Source organism: Streptomyces sp. NPDC006259, from assembly GCF_042870975.1.
Classification (GTDB): domain Bacteria; phylum Actinomycetota; class Actinomycetes; order Streptomycetales; family Streptomycetaceae; genus Streptomyces.
Genome location: NZ_JBIAHY010000007.1, coordinates 134,780 through 159,513, shown reverse-complemented (window position 1 = coordinate 159,513; position 24,734 = coordinate 134,780). Strand labels below are relative to the sequence as shown.

Annotated in this window: 20 protein-coding genes and 1 tRNA gene; 10 read left to right on the top strand and 11 right to left on the bottom strand. The window is 73.5% G+C overall.

Features of this window, described 5'->3' with window-relative positions:
- Positions 1-405 precede the first annotated feature (405 nt).
- From ACFYO5_RS28450 to mtnB, 3 genes are read left to right on the top strand one after another with little or no spacing between them, the layout of a single operon-like run.
- Positions 406-1,005 (top strand): acireductone dioxygenase, encoded by a 600-nt coding sequence (locus ACFYO5_RS28450; RefSeq protein WP_388714015.1) that lies wholly within the window; start codon positions 406-408, stop codon positions 1,003-1,005.
- Positions 1,002-1,739: an acireductone synthase gene (mtnC, locus tag ACFYO5_RS28445; protein WP_388714012.1), complete on the top strand. Its 738-nt coding sequence runs from the start codon at positions 1,002-1,004 to the stop codon at positions 1,737-1,739. Before ACFYO5_RS28450 ends, mtnC begins: the two co-directional genes overlap by 4 nt.
- Positions 1,736-2,344, top strand: a complete 609-nt coding sequence (mtnB, locus tag ACFYO5_RS28440; protein WP_388714009.1) for a methylthioribulose 1-phosphate dehydratase — start codon at positions 1,736-1,738, stop codon at positions 2,342-2,344. Before mtnC ends, mtnB begins: the two co-directional genes overlap by 4 nt.
- Before the next feature lie 106 nt (positions 2,345-2,450).
- Here the strand turns inward: mtnB and mtnA are convergent, their stop codons facing one another.
- Positions 2,451-3,482 carry an S-methyl-5-thioribose-1-phosphate isomerase gene (mtnA, locus tag ACFYO5_RS28435; RefSeq protein WP_388714006.1) on the bottom strand — a complete coding sequence of 344 codons (1,032 nt, stop codon included), beginning with the start codon at positions 3,480-3,482 and terminating at the stop codon, positions 2,451-2,453.
- 663 nt (positions 3,483-4,145) lie between these two features.
- On the opposite strand from mtnA, the gene ACFYO5_RS28430 reads away from it, so the two are divergent.
- A complete protein-coding gene (locus ACFYO5_RS28430; protein ID WP_388714003.1) occupies positions 4,146-5,081 on the top strand; it encodes a PAC2 family protein in 936 nt (311 codons plus the stop codon).
- A 299-nt stretch (positions 5,082-5,380) separates the two neighbouring features.
- Here ACFYO5_RS28430 and mshC read toward each other — a convergent pair whose 3' ends face one another.
- From mshC to ACFYO5_RS28410, 4 genes are all read right to left on the bottom strand, one after another.
- Complete coding sequence (mshC, locus tag ACFYO5_RS28425) at positions 5,381-6,610, bottom strand: cysteine--1-D-myo-inosityl 2-amino-2-deoxy-alpha-D-glucopyranoside ligase (RefSeq protein WP_356563397.1); 1,230 nt, start codon at positions 6,608-6,610, stop codon at positions 5,381-5,383.
- Positions 6,611-7,029: 419 nt separating this feature from the next.
- Positions 7,030-7,863, bottom strand: a complete 834-nt coding sequence (locus tag ACFYO5_RS28420; protein ID WP_388713999.1) for an SCO1664 family protein — start codon at positions 7,861-7,863, stop codon at positions 7,030-7,032.
- Positions 7,827-8,417: a DUF3090 domain-containing protein gene (locus tag ACFYO5_RS28415; protein WP_356563400.1), complete on the bottom strand. Its 591-nt coding sequence runs from the start codon at positions 8,415-8,417 to the stop codon at positions 7,827-7,829. The genes ACFYO5_RS28420 and ACFYO5_RS28415 overlap by 37 nt, the downstream gene beginning before the upstream one ends.
- 86 nt (positions 8,418-8,503) lie before the next feature.
- The gene (locus tag ACFYO5_RS28410) at positions 8,504-9,190 is read right to left on the bottom strand and encodes a histidine phosphatase family protein (protein ID WP_356563402.1); all 687 of its coding nucleotides are present in this window, start codon (positions 9,188-9,190) and stop codon (positions 8,504-8,506) included.
- A 75-nt stretch (positions 9,191-9,265) separates the two neighbouring features.
- On the opposite strand from ACFYO5_RS28410, the gene corA reads away from it, so the two are divergent.
- Positions 9,266-10,261: a magnesium/cobalt transporter CorA gene (corA, locus tag ACFYO5_RS28405; RefSeq protein ID WP_388713994.1), complete on the top strand. Its 996-nt coding sequence runs from the start codon at positions 9,266-9,268 to the stop codon at positions 10,259-10,261.
- Positions 10,262-10,838: 577 nt separating this feature from the next.
- Here the strand turns inward: corA and ACFYO5_RS28400 are convergent.
- Together ACFYO5_RS28400 and ACFYO5_RS28395 are read right to left on the bottom strand one after the other, a co-directional pair.
- Positions 10,839-11,630: a ferritin-like domain-containing protein gene (locus tag ACFYO5_RS28400; protein WP_388713991.1), complete on the bottom strand. Its 792-nt coding sequence runs from the start codon at positions 11,628-11,630 to the stop codon at positions 10,839-10,841.
- Positions 11,631-11,875: 245 nt separating this feature from the next.
- On the bottom strand, positions 11,876-12,931 hold the full coding sequence (locus ACFYO5_RS28395; RefSeq protein ID WP_388713988.1) for an LLM class F420-dependent oxidoreductase: 1,056 nt from the start codon (positions 12,929-12,931) through the stop codon (positions 11,876-11,878).
- 198 nt (positions 12,932-13,129) lie between these two features.
- On the opposite strand from ACFYO5_RS28395, the gene ACFYO5_RS28390 reads away from it, so the two are divergent.
- Entirely contained in the window at positions 13,130-14,116 is a 987-nt protein-coding gene (locus ACFYO5_RS28390) for an aldo/keto reductase (protein ID WP_356563409.1), read from the top strand.
- Entirely contained in the window at positions 14,113-16,350 is a 2,238-nt protein-coding gene (locus ACFYO5_RS28385; RefSeq protein ID WP_388713983.1) for a helix-hairpin-helix domain-containing protein, read from the top strand. Before ACFYO5_RS28390 ends, ACFYO5_RS28385 begins: the two co-directional genes overlap by 4 nt.
- 143 nt (positions 16,351-16,493) lie before the next feature.
- Here the strand turns inward: ACFYO5_RS28385 and ACFYO5_RS28380 are convergent, their stop codons facing one another.
- Positions 16,494-17,195, bottom strand: a complete 702-nt coding sequence (locus ACFYO5_RS28380; RefSeq protein WP_388713980.1) for a hypothetical protein — start codon at positions 17,193-17,195, stop codon at positions 16,494-16,496.
- A gap of 47 nt (positions 17,196-17,242) precedes the next feature.
- On the opposite strand from ACFYO5_RS28380, the gene ACFYO5_RS28375 reads away from it, so the two are divergent.
- A complete protein-coding gene (locus tag ACFYO5_RS28375; protein WP_005485166.1) occupies positions 17,243-17,431 on the top strand; it encodes a DUF5703 family protein in 189 nt (62 codons plus the stop codon).
- Between the two features lie 70 nt (positions 17,432-17,501).
- Here ACFYO5_RS28375 and ACFYO5_RS28370 read toward each other — a convergent pair whose 3' ends face one another.
- From ACFYO5_RS28370 to ACFYO5_RS28360, 3 genes are all read right to left on the bottom strand, one after another.
- Positions 17,502-18,308: a chaplin gene (locus tag ACFYO5_RS28370; RefSeq protein ID WP_388713978.1), complete on the bottom strand. Its 807-nt coding sequence runs from the start codon at positions 18,306-18,308 to the stop codon at positions 17,502-17,504.
- A gap of 206 nt (positions 18,309-18,514) precedes the next feature.
- On the bottom strand, positions 18,515-18,748 hold the full coding sequence (chpH, locus tag ACFYO5_RS28365; protein WP_356563417.1) for a chaplin ChpH: 234 nt from the start codon (positions 18,746-18,748) through the stop codon (positions 18,515-18,517).
- 143 nt (positions 18,749-18,891) lie between these two features.
- Complete coding sequence (locus ACFYO5_RS28360; RefSeq protein ID WP_388713975.1) at positions 18,892-20,220, bottom strand: M20/M25/M40 family metallo-hydrolase; 1,329 nt, start codon at positions 20,218-20,220, stop codon at positions 18,892-18,894.
- Between the two features lie 243 nt (positions 20,221-20,463).
- Between ACFYO5_RS28360 and ACFYO5_RS28355 the strand changes: the two genes are divergently transcribed.
- Together ACFYO5_RS28355 and ACFYO5_RS28350 are read left to right on the top strand one after the other, a co-directional pair.
- Positions 20,464-20,548: transfer RNA gene (locus tag ACFYO5_RS28355), tRNA-Leu, on the top strand.
- Positions 20,549-20,820: 272 nt separating this feature from the next.
- Positions 20,821-24,675 carry a Pls/PosA family non-ribosomal peptide synthetase gene (locus ACFYO5_RS28350; RefSeq protein WP_388713972.1) on the top strand — a complete coding sequence of 1,285 codons (3,855 nt, stop codon included), beginning with the start codon at positions 20,821-20,823 and terminating at the stop codon, positions 24,673-24,675.
- Positions 24,676-24,734 lie beyond the last annotated feature (59 nt).

The following is a 24,734-nucleotide window of genomic DNA, read 5'->3' as shown; positions in this document are numbered from 1 at the left end:
TGACGCGGAGGACGGGAGGACGGCGGGGTCGCGCGGGCCCGGAGCCGAAAAACGGAAGAGGGGCCACCGCGCGGGCGGCGGGAACGCCCCCTGAGGGCACGGGGGCGTCAAAGCTCCGGGAGCGTCAGCGACAGCTGGCCGTGGTCGACCGGAGCAGGTCCACGTACAGCCGCCGCACGAGCAGCAGCGTCTTCATACGCAGATCATGTGAACGTTTTCAGCCACTCGTCAAAGGAATGGACATCAAATCTCGCCATACGAGACAACGACAATGTCACAGTCGGTGCGGGCGGCATCGGGAGCTACCATCACGGAACCGACACCTGCCCCGGCGTGTCGCGGTCGAGTGACGTTCCTCCACCGCCGCCCTCCCCCACTCCGCTTCCAGACTCCTGGAGTTGACCCATGACGCTGTTGACGACCTGGTCCGAGTCCGGCCCGGAGACCCTGGTCCGCCGCACTTCCGACCCCGCCGAGATCGCCGCGGCGCTCAAGCCGCTGGGCGTGCGCTACGAACAGTGGCCGGTCCGCGAGGACGTCCCGTCCGACGCCGACGGCGAGACGGTGTTCGCCGCGTACGGCCCGGAGATCGACAGGCTCAACGCCGAGGAGGGCTTCACCACCGTCGACGTACTGGGCCTGCACCCCAGCGACGACCCGGAGTTCCCCGCCAAGGCGAAGGCCGCCCGCGAGAAGTTCCTCCAGGAGCACACGCACGACGACGACGACGAGGTCCGCTTCTTCGTCTCCGGCTCGGGCATCTTCTATCTCCATGTGCACGGCGAGGTGCACGCGGTCCTCTGCGAGAAGGGCGATCTGCTGGGCGTGCCGCGCGGCACCACCCACTGGTTCGACATGGGCACCAACCCGTCGTTCACCGCGATCCGCTTCTTCCACGAGGAGGACGGCTGGATCGGCAGCTTCACCGGCTCCACCATCGCCTCCCGCTTCCCCGACTACGACACGATCGCGGCCGGCCACGCGGCGGACGGGGCAGCCGCGTGACCGTGCGGGACGCGCTGCGTTTCGACGTGGACGCCGTGGTGCTCGACATCGAGGGCACCACGAGCGCCACGGGCTTCGTCGTGGACGTGCTCTACCCGTACTCGCGGGCCCGGTTCGCCGAACTGCTCACCGGGCGCGCCGACGAGCCGGCGGTGGCGCGCGCGATCGCCCAGGTCCGCCAGGCGTCGGGCGAGCCGGACGCCGACGCGGCGGCGATCGAGCGGACGCTGAACACCTGGCTCGACGAGGACCGCAAGGCGACCCCGTTGAAGACGCTCCAGGGCATCCTCTGGTCCGAGGGCTTCGCGCGCGGCGACCTCGTCTCGCACTTCTACGACGACGTCGTACCGGCGCTGCGGGCGTGGCACGCGGCGGGCAGCGCGCTGTACGTCTACTCGTCCGGATCGGTGTCGGCGCAGCGGGCCTGGTTCACGCACAGCCCGCGGGGCGATCTGATGCCGCTCGTGTCGGGTCTGTTCGACACCGAGAACGCGGGCCCCAAGCAGGAACCGGCGTCCTACCGCCGGATCGCGGAGGCGGCCGGGGCAGCCCCGGACCGGCTCCTGTTCCTCTCCGACCGGCCGGGCGAGCTGGACGCGGCCCGTGCCGCGGGCTGGCACGCGGTCGGGATCCGGCGGCCCGGGGAGCCGTACTTCGCGCAGGGCGTCGGCGACCACGCGCAGGCGGGGACGTTCGACGAGATCACCGTCAGCACCACCGGGAGCACCGTATGACCGCCGAGATCACCGCACCGGACCTGGAGGAGGCCGGGGCCGTCCTCGCCGCCGAGTCCGCCCGCTTCGCCTCCTTCGGCTGGATGCGCGGCACGTCCGGCAATCTGTCGGTGGTGCTCACCCGCGATCCGCTGCGCCTCGCGGTGACCGCCAGCGGCCACGACAAGGGCGAACTGACGCCCGCCGACGTGGTGCTGGTGGACGGTCGGGGCGCGGCCGTGCACGGCGGCAGGCCGTCGGCGGAGGCCGAGCTGCACGCGCGCGTGGCCGCGCTGACCGGCGCGGGCGCCGTGGTGCACGTGCACACGGTGGCGTCCGTGGCGATGGGCCACCGGCATCCGGGCGGGATCGCCTTCAGGGACGTCGAGATGCTCAAGGGTGTCGGCCAGCCCGCCCACGACGTCGAGGTGACGCTGCCGGTCATCGCCAACAGCCAGGACATGAAGGTCCTGGGCGACCGGCTGGAGGCGGCCCGCGACCCCCGGATGCCCGCGGTGGTCGTGGCCGGCCACGGCCTCTACGTGTGGGGCGACACCCCGCGGCAGGCCCGTCACCACACCGAAGTGGTGGAGTGGCTCCTGGAACTGGAACTGACGCGCCGCTGAACCGACGCGCGCGAGAACCCGGAGGGGGCCGCCGCCCGGCCGCCGGCTCCCTCCGACTGGGCGCGCCGGCGCAGGTGCTCCCCGCGGGGCTGGGCGCGCGCGTGCGCTAGCGCAGGTGCTCCCCCGGCAGTTGCCCGGCCGAGACCTCCAGTACGCCGCGCTCGGTGACCAGACCCGTCACCAGCCGGCCCGGAGTGACGTCGAACGCCGGGTTGTGCCCGCGCGAGGCGGCCGGGGCCGTGCGGATGCCGGACCACTCCAGCACCTCGGCCTCGTCGCGCAGTTCGATGTGGATGCCGTCGCCCGTCGGTGTGGCGAGGTCGACCGTGGTGGTGGGCGCCGCCACCAGGAACGGGATCCCCGCGTCCGCGCAGGCGAGGGCCACGCCGACGGTGCCGACCTTGTTGGCGGTGTCGCCGTTGGCGGCGATGCGGTCGGCGCCGACGACCGCCGCGTCGACCTGTCCGCGCAGGATGGTGCCCGCGGCCGCCCCGTCCGCCTGGACGTAGTGCGCGATGCCCTCCTGGACCAGCTCCCAGGCGGTCAGCCGGGCTCCCTGGAGCAGCGGGCGGGTCTCGTCGACGTGGACGACCTCCAGCCGGTCCCGGGCGTGGAGTTCGCGGATGACGCCGAGGGCGGTGCCCCAGCCGGCCGTCGCCAGGGCTCCGGTGTTGCAGTGCGTGAGGATCCTCAACGACCGGTCCCCGCCGACCCGTTCGAGCAGCCAGTCCGCGCCGAAGGCGCCCATCGCCCGGTTGGCCTCGACGTCCTCGCGCTGGACGGCGGCGGCCTCCGCCAGCACCGCGTCGAGGCCCTCGTCGAAGCGGGTCATGACCCGGTCCACGCCCACCATGAGGTTGACGGCGGTCGGTCGGGCCGCGCGGACGCGGGCGACGGCCGCGCGCACCTCTTCCGGCGTCCAGCCCTCCCGTTCGCCCTGGAGCAGCGCGATCGCGACGCCGTAGGCCCCGGCCGCCCCGATGGCCGGGGCACCGCGTACGACCAGTCGCCGGATCGCGTCCACGAGAGTGTCCACATCGCGGACGTCCACCGTCTCGGCGCGGTGCGGGAGAACGGTCTGGTCGATCAGCGCGAGACCGGTTCCGGTCCACTCGACGGCGCGCAGTTCCTGGGACATAGCGGGCACTCCTGGTGTTCCTCTGGTGTTCGACACCGTACATGAGCTGGAAGAACGGCTCGGTGGCGAGGCCGCCGCGGGCGGCGCCTCGGGACCCGCGGCGGCTCCAGCCGCCACCGAGCCGGCCTGTCCCCTGACCTCTGTGCCATGGGGCGCGCCCTCCGTCGGTCCTTCCACATGCTGGACATGCGTGGACGGCACCTGAGCGACCAATCGCGATCCCAACCTCCCCCTGAGTCACCGGCGTTGCTTCCGCGTCGGCCCCACCGCGCCGACCGGTCCCGGAGTTCGCTGTCGTGCGCCGCGATCCCGGATGCCGCCGCGGCGGAGGCGGCGGCCCGGCCCACCGGTCGGCGGGTGGCAACCGGGCCCACTCGACGCCCAGTCGGGCAATCCTTTCGGCGCCGCGCCACCGGGACGCGGAGACGGAGGCGAAGGCGGAAGCGGAGGCCGAGACGGCGGGGCCGTGGGTGACGGTTGGCGTCATGAGCGCGGACCGCCGGCCGCGGCCGAGCCGTTGGGCGGCTTGTGGCGAAGGGTGTCCGGGGGTGGTGAACGGGGCAGTGATCCGTTCGGCGGCCCGCGCAAGGGGGCTGCGGGCGCCCCCGCCCGACGCCGTAAGGTTGGGTGGTCAGGCGAGGGCACGTCGGAAGGAGGCGCTGGGTGATCGAGCTCGAGGGAGTTCCCGAGCTGATCGACCCGGTCATGGTGGCCGCGTTCGAGGGCTGGAACGATGCCGGCGACGCCGCCTCCACCGCGGTCGCGCATCTGGAGCGGGAGTGGAAGGGCGAGGTGTTCGCGGCGCTGGACGCCGAGGACTACTACGACTTCCAGGTGAACCGGCCCACGGTGTGGCTGGACGCCGGAGTGCGCAAGATCACGTGGCCGACCACGAGGTTGTCGGTGGTCCGCGTCGGCGGCGAGAAGCCGCGCGACCTCGTGCTCGTGCGCGGCATCGAACCGTCCATGCGCTGGCGCTCGTTCTGCAACGAGCTGCTCGGCTTCGCGCACGAGCTGGGCGTCGAGCTGGTGGTCGTCCTGGGCGCCCTGCTGGGCGACACGCCGCACACCCGTCCGGTGCCGATCAGCGGGACCACGTCCGACGCCGACCTGGCCCGGCGCATGGACCTGGAGGAGACCAAGTACGAGGGCCCCACAGGCATCGTCGGCGTCCTCCAGGAGGCGTGCACGCACGCGGGCGTGCCGGCGGTCAGCCTCTGGGCGGCCGTACCGCACTACGTGTCGCAGCCGCCGAACCCCAAGGCGACGCTGGCCCTCCTCAACCGGCTGGAGGACCTGATCGACGTGCGCATCCCGCTGGGCGAGCTGGTCGAGGACGCGCGCGCCTGGCAGGTGGGCGTGGACCAGCTGGCCGCCGAGGACAGCGAGGTCGCGGAGTACGTCCAGACGCTGGAGGAGGCCCGCGACACCGCCGAGCTGCCGGAGGCCTCGGGCGAGGCGATCGCCCGCGAGTTCGAGCGGTATCTGCGGCGCCGGGACGGCGGCGGACCGCCCGGTCCCGGCGAGCGGACGCGGCCCCCGAAACCGCCCAAGCCGAGCGGGGAGAGCGCCGACGACGACGATCCGTCGGCGGACTGAGCGAGGAATCCCGCAGCGGGAACCGGTCCGGCCAGGTCGTCCCGCGGGTGCCGGCGGCCCGCCGCGCCGCCGGTACCGCTCAGCGCGGCGCCGGAGAGCGCGGCGGTCGCGGTGCGGAGTCCGCGACGGGCGAGGGAACGGTCCGCCGGTGTCCCGTGCGCGTCCTGTTGTGGGGTGGACCGGCGCGACGGTGACGAACGCCCACACCTCATGCGCGCGACGGAGGCTTCCCGGAGCCGCACAGACGATCGGGGCGCCCCCCGTGAGGAGGGGCGCCCCGGTCGTACGGCTCCGGCCTGCTACAGCGCCACGCCCAGCAGCGCGTCCACCGCCCGCGACACCACACCGGGCGCCCCGATGTCCGTGCCGCCCCGCTCCTGCTGGAGCGCGGCCCAGCGGTCGACGGCGGCCAGCGCGGCCGGGGAGTCCAGGTCGTTCGTCAGGGCCGCGCGGATCTCCTCCACGAGGGCCTCGGCCGGCGGCCCGTCGGGCCGGGAGACGGCCGCGCGCCAGCGTCCGAGCCGGTCCAGGGCGTCCTGGAGCACCTGGTCGGTCCACTCCCAGTCGGCCCGGTAGTGGTGGGCGAGGAGGCTGAGCCGGATCGCCGCGGGGTCGACGCCGTCGCGACGCAGCTGAGAGACGAAGACGAGGTTGCCCTTGGACTTGGACATCTTCTCGCCGTCCAGTCCCACCATGCCGGCGTGGACGTACGCCTTCGCCATGGGGAACTCGCCGGTGAGCACCTGGGCGTGCGAGGCGCCCATCTCGTGGTGCGGGAAGGCGAGGTCGGAGCCGCCGCCCTGCACGTCGAAGCCCATGCCGAGGTGGTCCAGGGCGATGGCGACGCACTCGATGTGCCAGCCCGGCCGGCCCCGGCCCAGCGAGCCGCCGTCCCAGCTGGGCTCGCCCTCGCGGGCCGCCATCCACAGCATCGGGTCGAGCGGGTTCTTCTTGCCCGGCCGGTCGGGGTCCCCGCCGCGCTCCGCGGAGAGCAGCCGCATGGCGGCGGCGTCCAAGCCGGCGACCTTGCCGAAGTCCGGGTCCGATCCGACGGAGAAGTAGACGTCCCCCTCCAGTTCGTAGGCGGCGCCGAGGTCCCGCAGCCGCTCGACGAGCGGGACGATGCCGGGTATGGCCTCGACCGCGCCTATGTAGTGCCGCGGCGGCAGCATGCGCAGGGCCGTCATGTCCTCGCGGAAGAGGGCCGTCTCCTTCTCGGCCAGGGCGACCCAGTCGAGGCCGTCCCGCTGCGCGCGCTCCAGGAGCGGGTCGTCGACGTCGGTGACGTTCTGGACGTAGTGCACCTGCCGCTTGGTGTCGAGCCACACGCGCTGAACCAGGTCGAACGCGTTGTAGGTCGCCGCGTGACCCATGTGGGTCGCGTCGTACGGCGTGATGCCGCAGACGTAGATACGGGCGACGGGACCGGGGTCGAGGGTGACGAGGCCGCCGGTCGCGGTGTCGTGAATCCTCAGGTCGCGGCCCTGACCAGGCAGGGCGGGGACCTCGGAAGCGGGCCAGGCATGCATGTCATGAGCCTAACCGGAGGCATCTCCCGTATACGAACCGGAGCGGGCCGGATGACCGGGAAGGCACTCTTGCGCGGCCCCGGCCGATGTGCTGGGAGGCGGCCCGACGGGTGCGACCGGACCGACCGGTGTGACGGCTGTGACTGGAACGACCGGTGGGACGGGATTGACCGGTGTGACGGAACCGACCGGTGTGACGGGACGACGTGGTGACTGAACCGACCTGTGGGACGGGACCGACCGGTGGGGCCGGACCGACCGGTGGGACGGGACCGACCGGTGGGGCCGGACCGACCGGTGGGACCGGACCGACCGGTGGGACGGAACCGGCGGGGACACGGCCAGGCCCTGCCGTCACGTTCCCGCCTGCCGGGCCCGCTCTCCGGGCGGCGACGGGAAGGTGACGGCAGAACCCGGTCCTAGACCGGCGGCCAGGGAATGGCCGGCCAGTCGCCGCCCGGCTCCGGGTGTCTGCCGGACTCCAGGAGCGCGCCGACACGCGCGCGGGTGGCGTCGACCTCGGCGGGAGTGATGAGCGCGGCCAGCGTGGCGGCGAGCGCCCCGCCGGCCTCCAGGGCCTCCCGCAGGCCCCCCAGCACCTCGACGGCCTCCCCCGTCAGGGGCTCGCCCGCCCAGCCCCACAGGAGGGTGCGCAGCTTGTCCTCGGCGTTGAAGGTGACGCCGTGGTCGATGCCGTAGAGCCGCCCCTCGGCGGTGGGCAGCAGATGGCCGCCCTTGCGGTCCGCGTTGTTGATGACCGCGTCGAGGACGGCGAGCCGGCGCAGCCGCTCGTCGTCGGCGTGGACCAGCAGCGCGGACCGGCCCTCGCCGACCTCGGCGAATCCGATCGCCCGCCAGCCCGGCTCCGGCTCCTCGGCGTCGACCAGGGCGAGCAGCTCGGCCTCCGGGGACACCTCGATCCACAGCTGGCACATGCCCTCGCCGTACGGCCCGTCGCGCAGGACGGTCGGGGGGACGAGCCCCCAGCCGGTCGCCTCGGAGACCTCGTACGCGGCGACCTCGCGCTGGGCGAGGGTGCCATCGGGGAAGTCCCACAGGGGCCTCTCCCCGGCCACCGGTTTGTAGACGCAGGCGGCCTCGCGGCCCTCGTGCGCGACGGTGCAGTACAGGGCCGCGTTGGACGCCTCGCGGATGCGGCCGCGCACGGTCAGCTCGCCCTGCGCGAGCAGGGCGGCGTCGGCCTTGCCGGTGGTCGTCACGCCCCGCGGCGGTATCCGTTCTGGCGCGGACATACGTGTCCTTCCGGGTCGAGCGGCAGACTGCACAGCGGGCACGGCGGCCGGCCGGCGTTGACGACGTCGAGGGCGCGCTTGGCGAAGGCCCTGGCCTGCGCGCCGGTGAGCCGGACCCGCAGCATCGGGGGCCCGTTCTCCTCGTCCTGGAGCAGCCGCTCCTCGGCCTCGGCGAGGTCCTCGTCGGTCTCGGCGTCGAGTTCCACGAGGGCCTGCGCCTCGACGATCATGCGCTGCTCCTCGCCGTCCCAGGCGAGGGCCATCGTGCCGACCCGGAACTCCTCCTCGACGGGGGTGTCGAGGGGGTCGGAGTCGGCGACTTCGGTGGGGGTGACGGCGGGCACCGCGGCACTTCCGCCGCTGCGGCGTACGACCTCGTCCAGCAGCTCGTCCATGCGCTCGGCGAGCGCGGCGACCTGGGTCTTCTCCAGGGCCACACTGGTCACCCGGGAGCCGGCCGTGGCCTGGAGGAAGAAGGTACGGCGCCCGGGCAGTCCGACCGTACCGGCCACGAAACGGTCCGGGGGGTCGTAGAGGAACACCTGACGGGACACGTCCTGTCTCCATGGGAATCGTGGGTAGGGAACGTCCATGCGTGAACGCGCGTATGTGGACCGCTTCACCCTACTGCGGCCGACGATCACGGTGCGCCCGCATCGCCCCCTACGGTGGCGTCCTGCCGCGGGGGCTCCTGGCTCGGCAGGAGGGAGGCGAAGTCCCCGGTGTCGCCGAGGCGCACGAGGTAGGGCCGCAGGCGGGTGTAGCGGATCACCGTCACCGAGCACGGTTCGACGGAGATGCGCTGGAAGAGGTCGAGATGGAGTCCCAGCGCGTCCGCCACGAGCGACTTGATGATGTCGCCGTGCGAGCACATGAGGTAGACGGCGTCGGGACCGTGGTCGCGCTCCACGCGCGCGTTCCACTCGCGCACCGCCTCGGCGGCGCGGGTCTGCATGGCCCGCATGGACTCGCCGCCGGGGAAGGCGGCCGCGGAGGGGTGCGCCTGGACGACCTCCATGAGCGGGTCGTCCTTCAGCTCGGCGAGCTTGCGTCCGGACCAGTCGCCGTAGTGGGCCTCCCCGATCCGCTCGTCGGAGTGGACGGGCAGGTCCGGGTGGGCGTCCAGCAGGGGCCGGATCGTCTCCTGGCAGCGTTGCAGGGGGCTGGCGACGACCTCGGTGATCGGCAGTCCCCGCAGGCGTTCCGGCAGCGCGGCGGCCTGCGCGGTGCCGCGCTCGTCGAGGGCGACGCCGGGCGTCCAGCCGGCGAGCACTGCGGAGGTGTTGGCGGTGGACCGACCGTGCCGGACCAGGATCAGGGTGGGCATGCGGCCCAGGGTAGGGGTAGTCCTCGCGACACGGGGAAACGGAGAACGGGAACGGCTGAAGGGAGAACGCGCCACGTGATCGTCGACTGCGCCATCTATCGCGACGGGCGCCGGACGGAGGGTCCGCAGGACTTCTCCGAGGCGCTGGACGACGCGCGTGCCGCGGGCGGCTTCGTCTGGATCGGGCTGCACGAGCCCTCCGAGAAGGAGTTCGCCCATGTCACCCAGGAGTTCGCGCTGCACCCGCTGGCCGTGGAGGACGCCCTCAAGGCACACCAGCGGCCCAAGCTGGAGGTGTACGACGACTCGCTGTTCCTGGTGCTGAAACCGGTGGTGTACGAGCCAGAGAGCGACACGGTGTCCTCGGGCGAGGTCATGGTCTTCCTCGGCGACTCCTTCGTGCTGACCGTCCGGCACGGCGAGGGCGCGCCCCTGGCGGCGGTACGGCAGCGACTGGAGCATGAACCGCAGCTGCTGGTGAAGGGACCGACCGCGGTGGTCTACGCGATCGCCGACGCCACCGTCGACCACTACCTGGACGTGGCGACCGAGTTGCAGACCGACCTGGAGGAGCTGGAAACGGAGGTGTTCTCGCCGGACGGCGGTGGCTCGCGGAACACGGCGTCCCGGATCTACACCTTCAAGCGGCAGATCCTGGAGTTCCGCCGGGCGACCGTCCCGCTCACGCTCCCGGTGTCGCGGCTGGCCGCCACCGGCGGCTTCGGGGCGGACCTGCCGTTCGTCAACGACAAGGCGCGGCCCTTCTTCCGTGACGTGAGCGACCACCTCGCACGCGTGAACGAGTCCGTGGAGGGCCTGGACCGGCTCGTGTCGGACATCCTCTCGGCGCACCTGGCGCAGATGAGCGTCCGGCAGAACGACGACATGCGGAAGATCTCCGCGTGGGCGGCCATGGCGGCTATCCCCACCATGATCGCGGGGATCTACGGCATGAACTTCGAGCACATGCCGGAACTGCACTGGACGTGGTCGTATCCCGCGGTGATCGTGATCATGGCCGCCCTGGAGGTGGGGCTGTACCGGACGTTCAAGCGGCGCGGGTGGCTGTAACGGCGCGGGCACCTACGCGTGCGGGGTGCAGGGGTGGCTGTAACGGCGCGGGCTCACGCGTGCGGGGTGCGGACGGTGCGGTGCGGCGGACCGGGGCCCGTGCGGGTACGGGTGCTGTGTAGTGCGGTGCGGTGACCGAGGGTCCGCGCGGGTAGCGCTGCGTGGTGCGGTGACCGAGGGTCCGCGCGGGTAGGGGTGCGGGTGCTGTGTGGTGCGGTGACCGGGGCGCGGGGTCCCGCGGACTCGGGGCTCACCTGCGGGAGCGGCGCGCACACGGTGACGCGCGGGAGCGGCAGGCGGGGGCCTCACGCCCACATGCGGCCCACACCACCTCCAAGCACACCCGGCCGACACCGCCCACGCGCACACGCCGCCCACACCACCTCCAGGCACACCCGACCGACCCACAGTCCGGGCGCGAGTGCGGCGCACGCCGGTTCCGCGCACGCCCGACCGGGGCGGAGTCCGTGCGGACACGCGGCGCGCTCGGCCACAGCCGCCGGCGTCGACTCAAGGTCCCCGCGTGTGTCGGCCACCGTCGCCCGAACAGGCCCTCGCGCGCGTGGTGGGCCGTCGCTCAGGCGTACTCGGGGGCCGTGGTGGCCGGGTCGCCGCCCAGGGCGTCGCGGCGGTCGGGCATCCTCAGGGTGACCATGCGGCGCCAGCCCGCCAGCCGCTCCCACGCGTACACGGCGTGGATGCCGGCGCCGAGGAGCACCGCCCTGGGCCGGGACCAGCCGAGGATGCGGCCCATGTGGGACATCACGGCGAGGCTGACGTCGCGGTAGACACGGATCTCCGCGAGCGCGGCCTCGCGCAGCGTCCGCTGGATGGCGCGGCCGTGCCCGGCGCGCGCGAAGCGCAGCAACTCCTCGTGGCAGTAGGCGAGGTGGTTGTCCTCGTCGTGGGAGATCATCCGCACCGCGCGGCCGAGATCGGGATGGTCGGCGAAGTGCTTGCGCAGCAGCTCCATCTGCTCGGAGGCGCGCTGCTCGGTCACCCGGCTGTGCGCGAGATACGTGACGACGTCCCGCACGGTCAGCCGCCGGTCGGCCTTGAGCCTGTCGTGCGCCAGGCCGATGCCGCCCCGCTCCAGCAGCATCGTGTAGTCGGTCTCGGGCGGGACGGGGACGGGCCGGAGACCGCGCTTCTTCAGCAGGGCGTTGAAGATCCGCCCGTGCTTGTCCTCGTCGGCGCCGTGCCGGGTGATCTTGGGGACGAGGTCGCGCTGGTCCGGCGGGACGAGCGCGGCGATCCGGGCGTTCTCCCAGCCGCCCTGCGACTCCCCGCTCGCGGCGATGGAACAGAACAGCCGGAAGGACTCGTCGTTGTCCAGGATCTCCTGGAAGAGACTCTTGGCCGAAAGCATCGTGAGGCACCTCTCCGCGTCCCGGGGATTCCGCAGGTCCCGCAGAGGACGAGTCAAGTGCGGGACGGGAGGCACTGCAACAGGGGTGCCGGACGACACCGCCGAACGGATGAGCCGAGAAGCTCGCGCTGGAGGCGTAACCGCGCGCCTCCCGGCGCGTTGTTCCCCGTGACGGCCGTGGCGGGGAAGACCCCCGAGCCCCCACCACGGCCGCTGAAAACCTCCCCCCTCCGCCGCGAGCGGCGCTACGCCAGTCCGGCCAGCTCCAGCGCCTCGGCGCCCGCCCGCAGCGAGGCGAGCCGCTCGTCGAGCGTGAAGCCCGCGGGCGCGAGCGTCAGGGTGGTGACACCGGCCGCCGCGTAGGCCTTCATCCGGTCGGCGATCCGCTCCTTGGACCCCAGCAGCGTGGTGCGGTCGATCAGCTCGTGCGGTACGGCGGCCGCGGCGCCCTGCTTGTCGCCGGAGAGGTACTTGTCCTGGATGTCGTCGGCGGCCTGCTCGTAGCCCATGCGCCGCGCGAGCTGGTTGTAGAAGTTCTGCTTGCGGCTGCCCATCCCGCCGACGTACAGCGCGGTGTAGGGGCGGAAGGTGTCCGCGAGCTGCTCGACGTCCTTGTCGGCGCCGACGGCCAGCGGCAGCGTCGGGCAGATGTCGAAGCCGTCGAGCGTCTTGCCGGCCTTCTCGCGGCCCGCGCGCAGGTGCTTGATCGCGGTGTCCTCGATGTGGTCGGCGGAGGGGAAGATCAGCAGGGCGCCGTCGGCGATCTCGCCGGTCTGCTCCAGGTTCTTCGGGCCGATGGCGGCGATGTACAGCGGGATGTGCTCGCGCTCCGGGTGCACGGTCAGCTTGATCGGCTTGCCCGGACCGCCCGGCAGCGGCAGCGTCCAGTGCTCGCCCTCGTACGACAGCCGCTCGCGGGTCATCGCCTTGCGGACGATCTCGACGTACTCGCGCGTACGGGACAGCGGCTTGTCGAACTTGACGCCGTACCAGCCCTCGGAGACCTGCGGGCCGGAGACGCCGAGGCCGAGGCGGAAGCGGCCGCCCGACAGCGAGTCGAGGGTGGCGGCGGTCATCGCGGTCATCGCCGGCTGGCGGGCCGGGATCTGGAAGATGGCCGAGCCGACGTCGATCCGCTCGGTCTGGGCGGCGACCCAGGTGAGCACGGTCGCGGCGTCCGAGCCGTAGGCCTCCGCGGCCCAGCAGACGGCGTACCCGAGCCGGTCGGCCTCCTGCGCCACGGCCAGGTTGTCCCCGTCCATTCCGGCACCCCAGTAGCCGAGGTTGATCCCGAGCTGCATGGCCGATTCCCCTTACTGATCAGTAACGACGCTGTTCCGGAGACAGTAGCGCGGGGGCGGCCCCCGGGGGAGGGCGCTGTGGCGAGGGTCGCGTCGGTCCGCGGGGCCCCCGGCCTGCCCGAACCGGTCCCGGACGGCCGTGATTCGGTTGTCCACAGGCAACCCACGGCCCAGTTCTGGCCAGTAATCTCGGCGACCATGGAGCAGAGGCATCTCGGCCGCACCGGCCTGCGCGTGTCCCGCATCGGGCTCGGCACCCTGAGCTGGGGCCGTGACACCGACGAGCACGACGCCGCGGACCTCTTGAAGACGTTCTGGGAGGCGGGCGGCACCCTCGTCGACACGGCGGACGTGTACGGCGACGGAGAGGCCGAGTATCTGCTGGGGCGGCTCATGGAAGGCCTGGTTCCGCGCCGGGACCTGATCATCTCGACGAAGGCCGGCAGCGTGCCCGACCCGGACCGGCGCTTCGACGGCTCCCGGGGCCATCTCCTCGCGGCCCTGGATGCCTCGCTCGGCCGGCTCGGCACGGACCACGTCGACGTGTGGCACGTGCACGCCTTCGACCCGGACACCCCGCTGGAGGAGACCCTCCAGGCCCTCGACATAGCGGTGGCCAGCGGCCGCGCCCGCTATGCCGGCGTCTCCAACTTCTGCGGCTGGCAGCTCGCCAAGGCCGCCACCTGGCAGCTCGCGGCGCCGGGCACGCGTACTCGGCTGGCCAGTACGCAGATGGAGTACTCCCTGCTCCAGCGGGGAGTGGAGCGGGAGGTGCTGCCGGCCGCGCTGGACCTGGGCATCGGTCTGCTGCCCTCCTCCCCCCTCGGCCGGGGCGTCCTCACCGGCAAGTACCGGGGCGACGCCCTGCCGCCGGACTCACGCGCCGCCTCGGACCACTTCGCGCCCTTCGTCGAGCCCTACCTCGACGACACCGCGAGCCGCGTGGTGGACGCCGTGGCGACCGCCGCGGACGGGCTCGCGGTGACCCCCCTCCAGGTCGCCCTCGCCTGGGTCCGCGACCGGCCCGCAGTGGCCGCCCCGATCGTCGGCGCGCGCAACGCGCAGCAGCTCACGGCCGCGTTGTCAGTGGAGGCCCTTAGTCTTCCTGACGAGATCTGCCGGGCGCTCGACGACGTGTCGGCGCCCGTGCACCGCTATCCCGATCACGACTGGAGCACGCTGTGAGCACGGAGCCGGAGCCCCCCAGCACCACGGAGAACACCGGGCCGGGCACCCCGGACGACGCCCCGCCGACCGAGGGCTCACCGGAGACCGACTCCGTGGCGGCCGCGGCCGACGGGACGACGCCCGGGTCCGCCGCCGGTGAGTCCGCGTCGGCCGACGCGGCCGTGCCGGAGTCCGCGGCCGACGAGAGCGCCCGGAAGCTGTCCGAGGCCGAGGCGGAACTCGCCGCTCAGAAGCTGGAGCGGGAGCGGATCGAGCGGCGCAAGGCCGAGAAGCAGGGCCCCATCCCCGCCGGTGCCAAGCTCAGCGGCAGGGCCGCCGACCTCCTCGCGGCCGTCCGGGCCGTGGAGAGCGGGGAGAAGCCCACCGCCGCCGTCTTCGCCGATCCCGAGCCCGCCCCGCGCCGTGCCGCCCCGGAGCCCGCGCGGCGCCCCCAGCCGGTGGCCGCGGAACCCGTCACCACGGCCCCGGCACCGGACACCGTCGAGGCCGTACGGCGGGTGCTGGCCGGTGGCGGTGCTCCCGAGACGCTGGCTCCGCAGGTCGCCGCGGCTCTCGGCGAGGTGGCCGCGGAGGCGCTGGGCGAGGATCCCTGGCAGTTGCTGCGCGTTCCCGGCGTGCGGCCCGAGCAGGCCGACGGCTTCGCGCGGGCGCTGCTCGGCGCGGAGTGCGCCCCGGACGACGAACGGCGGGGCCGGGCGGTCACCGTCTGGCTGCTGGAGCAGGCGGCGCTGGCCGGGCACACCGCCCTGGAACTGCCGGCGCTGACGGCCGCGCTCGCCCAGCGGGGTGTCCCGGACGCGGACGCGGCCGTGCAGAGCACCCTCGCCGAGGGCGAGGCCCTCGCCTTCCAGGACGCCCTGGAGGAATCCGGAACCGCCCCGGTCAGGGCCGCCGCGAGCGAGGGGGCCGAGGGGTCCGAGGAGTCCGAGGAGGAGACCGGCCCGGTCCGGGTCCTCGTCGGTCTGGAGCGGTACGCGCTCGCGGAGGAGAGCCTCGCCGACGGTCTCGCCCGCGTGGCCAACTCCCTGGCCAAGGAGAGCGCGGCGCCGTGGGAGTCCGTCGCCGCCTCGGCGTCCGGCAGCACGGCCGAGCTGATCCGCGCGGTCGCCGGGCACGGCCTGGTCCTGCACACCGGTGGCGAGGCCGCCCGCGCCGAACCGGCCGCCCTGCTCGCCGCCGCCCACTCCCTGGGTCTGCGCGCTGTCGCCGCCTGCCACACACCGGACGGGCGCCGCCGGCTCGCGGCGGACCGGGAGGCGACGGACGAGGCGGACGGCTCCGTCGTCACCCTGCCCGGCCTGCTGGCCGGCGCGGAGGGACCCGGCCGGGACGCCGAGGGCGCCTTCGCCCTCGACCTGCTGATCCTGCTGGACGCGCCGCAACTGGACGTCGAGACGGCGGCCATGGTCGTGGAGTCCCTCGCGGACGGTGCCCGGCTGGTGCTCAGCGGCGACCCGGCGCTCCTCTGGTCGGCCGGCCCCGGCCGGGTCTTCGCCGACCTGCTCGCCGCCCGCGTCTGCCCCCAGATCGCCTCCCGCACGCCCGATCCGGGACCGCTCGGCGAGCTGGTGTCCGGGGTCGGCGTCGGCGAGCTGAACCAGGTCGAGGCGCCGGGCAAGGAGATCGTGATCGTGCCCGTGCGGGACGCCGGCGAGGCCGTGCACCGGACGGTGCAGCTGGTCGCGGACTCGGTACCGCGGGCCTTCGGCATCGCCGCCGAGCAGACGGTGGTCGCCACCCCCGGGCACGGCGGCGCGGCCGGCACCCGCGCGCTGAACGCCGCGCTCAAGGAGCGCCTCAACCCCGGCCCCGGTCGTTTCGGCGGCTTCGACCCCGGCGACCTGATCGCCTACTCCCCCGCCCCGGGCCGTACGGTGCCGGGCCGGGTGGTGACGGCCGACGCGGAGGGGCTGCATCTGTCCTGCGACGGTGCCGCCGTGGTCGTACCGAGGGAGCGGGTGGAGCAGTCCGTCCGGCACGGGTGGGCGCTCACGGCGCACCAGGCGGTGGGGAGCCGGTGGCCGGCGGCGGTCGTCGTGCTGCCCGGGGATGCCGCGCCGGTCCTCTCCCGTCCCTGGGTCTACACGGCCTTCAGCCGGGCGGAGCGCCACCTGTCCGTGGTCCACGGGGTCGAACAGGCGCTGCCCGCAGCGGTGGCCGAGGTCACGGCGAAGCCCCGCACGACCCGGTTGCCGGCCCTGCTGCGCACGCAGGTGCCGGCGGCCGACTGAAGGGCGGGGCGGGGCGAACGCACGGTGGTCACGGCGGGGAGCGATCCCCTGCCGTGACCACGGCCGGTAGCCGATACCGACTGGCGACTACCGGCTACCGGCTACCGGCTACCGGCTACCGGCTACCGGCTACCGGCTACCCGCTAGCGACTTCCGCCGTCCACCGTCGGCTCCGGGGCGTCCAGAAGCTCCAGATCCTCTTCCTCGTCGTCCTCGTCCTCCACCAGGTCGTCCTCGATGTCGTCGTCGAAGACCGAGCTGACGTCGAAGCGGCACACCACCTGCTGCGGGTCCGGCTGCTCGAAGGGCGTCTCCAGCCATTCGCCCGGCTCGGCGGGTTCGTCGGCCGCCAGCACCCACAGGGTGGAGTCGCCCTCCTCCAGACCGAACTCCTTGTGCCGCGAGGCGATCTCGTCGGGCTCGAACTCGCCGAAGAGCAGGCCCAGCGCGCCGTGGACGGTCCCGGAGGCCTCCCCGTCCGCGCCCTCCTCGAACTCCGCCGCCTCGACCCGCTGGGCCTGCGCCAGCAGCCGCTGCGGTTCGACCACGGCGTAGTCGCGGCGGATCAGCACGCTCAGGGCGTTGGGCTCCTCGGGGCCCGCGTAGGGCGGCAGCGAGTCGTCGGCGCCGGGGATCTCGAAGGGGGTGACCTCGTCATAGCGGTCGTAGAGCAGCTCGTCGTACGCCTCCGCGGCCGCGGCCAGCTCGTTGAACGCCTCGTAGACGGCCGGGTCGTCGTCACCCGTCCTGCGTTCGACCGCCGCCAGGTGGCGGTCGAGCGCGGTCTTGACCGCCTCGACGGCGGCGCGTACCTCGGCAGCGGTGGGCTGCGCAGCATCAGACATAGGGCAGACGCTATCCGTACCGGGCCCCAGACCGCACAATAGATGCGATGCCGGAATACGAATTTGTCGACGTGTACGTACCGCGCGGTGTCTCCCGCAAGGACGCGACACGTCTGCTGACCGACCATGCGGAGTACGGACACTGGGAGTTGGACCGTCTGAGCCTGCTGCGGGACGGCAGCCGCCGAGTGCGGCTGCGTCGGCGGATCATCCGTCAGGTACGCGCCACGTGGTGAGCTGAACATGACGGAAACGGAGCGGGCCCCGCCGAGGCGGGGCCCGCTCCGTTCGCGGTGCCAGGGGCGCTCACGCCGAGGCGCGCGCCTTGCGGTAGAGGACCGCGCCCGCGAGGAGCGCTCCCGCGCCGGCCGGAAGGGTGAGGCCCAGCGGCAGGTCGCTGCCGGTCCGCGCGAGCTGCGGGGCGTGGACGGAGGCGGCGCCGGCCGGGGTCACGTGACCCGGCTTGGCCGGGGCGCCCTCGGCCTCGGAGTGGCTGGAGCTCCCGGGGCCGGCCGGCTTGCCGGGCCCCTCGTTGCCCGGCGTCCTGTCCTCGTCGCCGGGAGGCGTGCCGTAGTCACGGCCGGGACCGCTGTCGTTGGCGCACTGGTTGCCCATGGCCGGGTTGAGGATCCCGATCACGTCGATGCTGTCGCCGCACGCGTTGACCGGCACGTGGACCGGTGCCTGGACGTTGTTGCCGGAACCGACGCCGGGCGAACCGGCGGTGTGGCCGTCCGCCTGCGCGCCGCCGGAGCCGCCGTGCGAGCCGGAGCCGCCCTGGCTGCCGCCGTGCCCGGTGCCGTGTTCGCCATGGCCGGCGCCGCGCCCGCCGTGGGCGGCGCCGCCGCTCTTGCCGCCGCTGTGGCCCGCGCTCCGGTTGGCACAGGAGTTGCCCACCGACGGGTTGAGGACGCCGACGACGTCGACGGTGTTGCCGCAGACGTTGACCGGCACGTTCACCGGTGCCTGGACGTTGTTGCCGGACAGGACGCCGGGCGAGTTGGACGCGGAGCCGCTCGCACCGGAGTCGGCGTGCGCGTAACCTCCGGCGGCGGCGATCACCCCCGTCGCCGCCGCCACGGTCATGAGGCCTTTGCGGGTGACCTGTCGCATTACTGAATCCCTGCTTTCGTTCTGGTCCCGAATCGCTCGCATCCTTCCAGCTGCGCGAGGCCTCCGGGTTCTACGACTTCTTCGGCTTTCCTTTCTCATCTCATTCGGCTTTCGCACGAATGGGATGAGAAAAGACCGGTCGGCCCCGGAGCGCATGGCGCGCGCTCCGGGGCCGACGGTGTGGACGACCCCTCAGCGGGTCGACGTCACTTGTTGATGCAGACGTTGCCGAAGGCGGGGTTCAGCAGCCCGATCACCGAGATCGTGTTGCCGCAGACGTTCACGGGAATGTGGACGGGCACCTGGATCACGTTGCCGGAGACGACACCCGGGGAGTTCACGGCGGCACCCTGGGCACCCGAATCGGCGACGGCCAGGCCCGCACCCGCGAGAACCAGACCACCGGTGGCGGCCGCAGCGGCGACGATCTTCTTGATCATTATTCCTCCTCGTTGGCAATGCGATCCCAAGCAACGGATCGCATCAGCAGTAACGACGAGGAAGTAATGGGGCTACGTGCTTATCGTCGCATTCACTCTTCTCAGTACCTCCCGCACAGACTGCCGAATAGAAGGCGCGCCGCTCAGGAGGCGTCGATGAAGCGGTCGAGCACGCGGACGCCGAACCGGAGGCCGTCCACGGGCACCCGCTCGTCGACGCCGTGGAACATGCCGGCGAAGTCCAGCTCCGGCGGCAGCTTCAGCGGGGCGAAGCCGAAGCCGCGGATGCCGAGGTCGTCGAAGGACTTGGCGTCGGTACCGCCGGAGAGCATGTACGGGATCGCCTTGGCGGTGGGGTCCTCGGCGAGCAGCGCGGACTGCATGGCCTCCACCAGCGGTCCGTCGAAGGACGTCTCCAGCGCCTTGTCGGAGTGCACGTCCTCGCGGCGCACCTTCGGGCCGAGGATCCGGTCCAGGTCGGTGAGGAACTCCTCCTCGTGGCCCGGCAGGAAGCGCCCGTCGACGTGGGCGGTGGCCTCGCCGGGAATGACGTTGACCTTGTAACCGGCGTTGAGCTGGGTGGGGTTGGCCGTGTTGCTCAGGGTCGCGCCGATCAGCTTGGCGATGCCGCCGAGCCGGGCGAGGGTGGACTCCATGTCCTCCGGGTCCAGCTGGGTGCCGAGCGCGTCGCCCAGTTCGTCGAGGAAGGCCCGGGTGGTCTTGGTGACCCGTACCGGGAACTTGTGGCGGCCGAGCCGGGCCACCGCCTCCGACAGCTCCGTGATCGCGTTGTCCCGGTGGATCATCGAGCCGTGCCCGGCGGTGCCGGCCACGGTCAGCTTCATCCAGTGCATGCCCTTCTCGGCCGTCTGGATCAGATAGAGGCGCCGCTCCTCGCTCACCGTGAAGGAGAACCCGCCCACCTCGCTGATCGCCTCGGTGACGCCGTCGAAGAGGTCGGGGTGCCGGTCGACCAGGTGCTTGGCGCCGTAGGTGCCGCCCGCCTCCTCGTCGGCCAGGAAGGCGAGGACGATGTCGCGCGGCGGCCTGCGGCCGGAGCGCAGCCGGTCGCGGACGACCGCCAGGGTCATCGCGTCCATGTCCTTCATGTCGACCGCGCCCCGGCCCCACACGCACCCGTCGGCGACCTCGCCGGAGAAGGGGTCGTGGGTCCAGTCGGCGGCGTTGGCGGGGACCACGTCGAGGTGGCCGTGGATGAGCAGCGCGGGCCGGGACGGGTCCGTGCCCTCGATGCGGGCGACGGTGGAGGCACGCCCCGGGTGGGACTCGTAGATCTTCGGCTCGAGTCCGACCTCGGCGAGCTTCTCGGCGACGTACTCGGCCGCCTTGCGCTCGCCCGGACCCGAGTGGTCGCCGTAGTTGCTGGTGTCGAACCGGATCAGCTCGCGGCAGAGGTCCACGACCTCGTCCTCGCCGGTGACGCCCCTGGCCGTGTCGTCCGTCGCGCTCACGCTGGTTCCTCCCGCTGTCACTGCTGGTGGTCCCCCTCATCCTCCCCCTCCCGCCGCCCGCGCCCAAGACCGGTCCCGGCCCGTCACACGCCGTTCACGCCCCTGGTGGCGGACGCGGGCGCACCGCGGGAGGACGGCGGGCCCACCGCGGGAGGCCGGCGGTCGGGCCGTGATCGGGCACCTCGGAAAGCCTGGTAATGTTTACGTCGTCGCCGCAGGGGAAACCCGCGCGACAGACACCTTGTCCGGGTGGCGGAATGGCAGACGCGCTAGCTTGAGGTGCTAGTGCCCTTTATCGGGCGTGGGGGTTCAAGTCCCCCCTCGGACACGTGAGATGAGCGAGGGCCCCGACCGTCAGGTCGGGGCCCTCGCTCGTTGGTGTGGGGCATCTCTCCCCGGTTCGAAGATCACCAGGTCACGGTGGGTCCGCGAGCCCGCGGCCGCCCCGGACGGCCCTCCCGGGCCGGCCGCCGGAAGGGGGTGAGCCTGGCGTCGTACTAAAATATCCGGCTTGTTACGGGCTGGAGCCGGACAACCCCAGGCAGACCTGCGGACCCGCCAGCGCCCCGGAGTTCTCCGGGCACGAGAGGCGAGGACCCGATGGCAGCCACGGACGAGAGCCGCGCTCTCGGTCTGCTCGACGAAGAGATCCGCGCACAGCTCGGCGACACGGCACGTTTCTCCGGCGGCCCGGCCCCCTCCCCGCGCACCCTCGTCGACGTCCTCGACGCGTCCGTGCGCTCGTACCCGGACGAGCCGGCCCTGGACGACGGCGCCGCCGCGCTGACCTACCGGGAGCTGGCCGTCGAGGTCGAGCGGCTGCGCCGCCGGCTGGCCGCCGCCGGGGTCGGCCTCGGCGACCGCGTGGGGGTCCGGGTGCCGTCCGGGACCAACGACCTGTACGTGGCGGTCCTCGCCGTCCTGGCCGCCGGAGCGGCCTATGTGCCGGTCGACGCGGAGGACCCCGACGAGCGGGCGGCGCTGGTGTTCGGGGAGGCCGGGGTCCGGGCCGTCGTCGGTGCCGGGCACGAGCTGACCGTCCACGGCCGCTCCGACGTGCCGGCCGCGCGGCCGGGGGCCGGGCACGACGCGTGGATCATCTTCACCTCCGGTTCCACCGGAAAGCCCAAGGGCGTCGCCGTCAGCCATCGCAGTGCCGCCGCCTTCGTGGACGCCGAGGCCGCGCTGTTCCTCACCGAGGAGCCGATCGGGCCCGGCGACCGGGTGATGGCGGGACTGTCCGTCGCCTTCGACGCCTCCTGCGAGGAGATGTGGCTGGCCTGGCGGTACGGCGCCTGCCTGGTGCCGGTGCCGCGGGCGCAGGTCAGGAGCGGTGCCGACCTCGGGCCCTGGCTGGCGGAGCAGGAGATCACCGTCGTGTCGACCGTGCCCACGCTCGCCGCGCTGTGGGAGCCGGAGACCCTCGACGACGTCCGTCTGCTGATCTTCGGCGGGGAGGCCTGCCCGCCCGAGCTGGCGCAGCGGCTGGTGACCGAGGGGCGCGAGGTGTGGAACACGTACGGGCCGACCGAGGCGACCGTCGTGGCCTGTGCCTCCCTGATGAGCGGGGCGGAGCCGATCCGGATCGGGCTGCCGCTGCGGGGGTGGGAGCTGGCCGTCGTGGACGAGGCCGGCCGACCCGTGCCGATGGGCGGCAGCGGGCAGCTGGTGATCGGCGGCGTGGGGCTCGCCCGGTACCTGGACGCCGAGAAGGACGCGGAGAAGTACGCGCCGCTGGAGTCGCTGGGCTGGGAACGGGCGTACCGCAGCGGTGACCTGGTGAGGGCGGAGCCCGAGGGGCTGGTCTTCCTCGGGCGGGCCGACGAGCAGATCAAGCTCGGCGGGCGGCGGATCGAGCTGGGCGAGGTCGACTCGGCGCTCCAGGCGCTGCCCGGGGTCGCCGGCGCGGCGGCCGCCGTGCGCACCGCGCGCGGCGGCAACCAGCTCCTCGTCGGGTACGTCGTCGTCCAGGACGGCTGGGACCGCGGCGCGGCCGTGGAGAGGCTCCGCGCCGGGCTGCCCGCCGCCCTCGTGCCGCTGCTGGCGCCGGTGGCCGACCTGCCGACCCGGACGTCGGGCAAGGTCGACCGGGCCGCGCTGCCGTGGCCGCTGGAGGGGCTGGAGACCGGCGGGCCGGCCGAGCGGCTGTACGGCACCGAGGCATGGCTCGCCGAGCAGTGGACGGAGGTCCTCGGCATCCCGGTCGGCGGCCCCCGCGACGACTTCTTCGCGATCGGCGGCGGCAGCCTGGCCGCCGCGCAGCTGACGACGCGGCTGCGCGCCCGGTATCCCAGCACCGCCGTCGTCGACGTCTACCAGCGGCCGACGCTGCGCAAGCTGGCCCGGCACCTGGAGGAGTCCGCGCAGGACGACGGCTCCCGGCGGACCGTCGTGCCGGTCCCGCGCCGGGCACAACTGGTGCAGGTCCTGCTGCTCCTGCCCCTCTTCACCCTGCTCGGACTGCGCTGGACGCTGGTCCTGGCCGCGGCCGGCAACGTCCTGCCCGCCCATGGCTGGCTGCCGACCGCGCCCTGGTGGCTGCTGGTCGCGGGGGGCCTGCTGTTCTTCAGCCCGCCCGGCCGGCTCGCGCTCGGGGCGGGCGGGGCGCGGCTGCTGCTGCGGGGTGTGACGCCGGGCCGCCATCCGCGCGGCGGCGGGGTGCACCTGCGGCTGTGGGCCGCCGAGCGGCTCGTCGAGTTCACCGGGGCGACCTCGCTGACCGGCGCCTGGCTGGAGCGGTACGCCCGCGCCCTGGGCGCCACGATCGGTCCGGACGTGGATCTGCACGCGCTGCCGCCGGTCACCGGCATGCTGAGGCTGGGCCGGGGCGCGGCCGTGGAGTCCGAGGTGGACCTCTCCGGCTGGTGGCTGGACGGCGACCGGCTGGAGATCGGCCCGGTCAGGATCGGCGCGCATGCCGTCGTCGGCACGCGCAGCATCCTCTTCCCGGGCGCCCGCGTCGGCAAGCGGGCCGAGGTGGCGCCGGGTTCGGCCGTCACCGGCCGGATCCCGACCGGGCAGCGCTGGGCGGGCGCGCCGGCGGGCAAGCTCGGCAAGGCCAAGCGGAACCGGCCCGAGGAGCGGCCGGTCCGGGGCAGGTGGTGGCGGGTGCTGTACGGGGCCGCGGGCGCCGGGCTGACGCTGCTGCCGGTGGTGTCGGCCGGGCCCGCGCTGCTCGTGGCGTACGCCCTCGTCCCGCCGGACGCCCCGCTGCGGGGTGCGGCCCTGGCCCTGGTCCCGGTCACGCTCGCCTACGGGCTGACGTACGCGCTGCTGCTCCTGGCCGCGGTGCGGCTGCTGAGTCTGGGTCTGCGGGAGGGCACGCATCCGACGCACAGCCGGATCGGCTGGCAGGCCTGGACGGTCACGCAGCTGATGGACCGCTCGCGCGAGACGCTCTTCCCCCTGTACGCCGGGCTGGTCACGCCGGTGTGGCTGCGGTTGCTGGGGATGCGGATCGGGAAGGGCGCCGAGGTGTCGACCGTCCTCGCGCTGCCCAGCCTGACCACGGTCGGCGAGGGCGCCTTCCTGGCCGACGACACGCTGACCGCGCCGTACGAGCTGGGGGGCGGCTGGATGCGGATCGGGCGGGCCGAGATCGGGCGGCGGGCGTTCCTCGGGAACTCGGGGATGACCGCGCCGGGGCGGAGCGTGCCGGACGGCGGGCTGGTCGGGGTGTTGTCGGCGACGCCGAAGAAGGCCAAGAAGGGCAGCTCCTATCTGGGCCTGCCGCCGGTGAGGCTGCCGCGGGCGGCGGCCGGCGGCGACCGGAGCCGGACGTACGAGCCGCCGGCGCGGCTGCTGTGGGCGCGGGCCCTGGTGGAGCTGTGCCGGATCGTGCCGGTGTTCTGCTCGGCCGGTCTCGCGGTGCTGACGGTGGCCGCGCTGTGCGCGCTGGGCCCGTGGGCTCCCCTGCTGTCCGGGCCGGTGCTGCTCGGGGCGGGCGGGGCGGCGGCCCTGGTGTCGATCGCCGCGAAGTGGCTGCTCGTGGGGCGGCACCGCAGGGGCGAGCACCCGCTGTGGAGCGGCTTCGTGTGGCGCAACGAGCTGGCGGACACCTTCGTCGAGGTGGTGGCGGTGCCGTGGCTGGCCGCCTACGTGCCGGGTACGCCGGTGCTGTCGGCGTGGCTGCGCGGGCTCGGCGCGCACATCGGCCGGGGGGTGTGGGCGGAGAGCTACTGGCTGCCGGAGCCGGACCTGGTGACGCTGGGGGACGCGGCCACGGTCAACCGGGGCTGCGTGCTCCAGACTCACCTCTTCCACGACCGGATCTTGCGGACGGATACTGTGGTCCTCCGTGAGGGCGCCACGCTGGGCCCTGGCGGGATCGTGCTGCCCGGCAGCACGGTCGGGGCCCGGACGACCCTGGGTCCCGCGTCGCTCGTGATGGCCGCGGAGTCCGTCCCGGACGACACCCGCTGGCTCGGCAACCCGATCGAGGCATGGCGTCCCTGAACGCCTGCTCCTCGGACCCGGACGACGGCACACCGGCGGGGAGCGGCGGCACGGCGCAG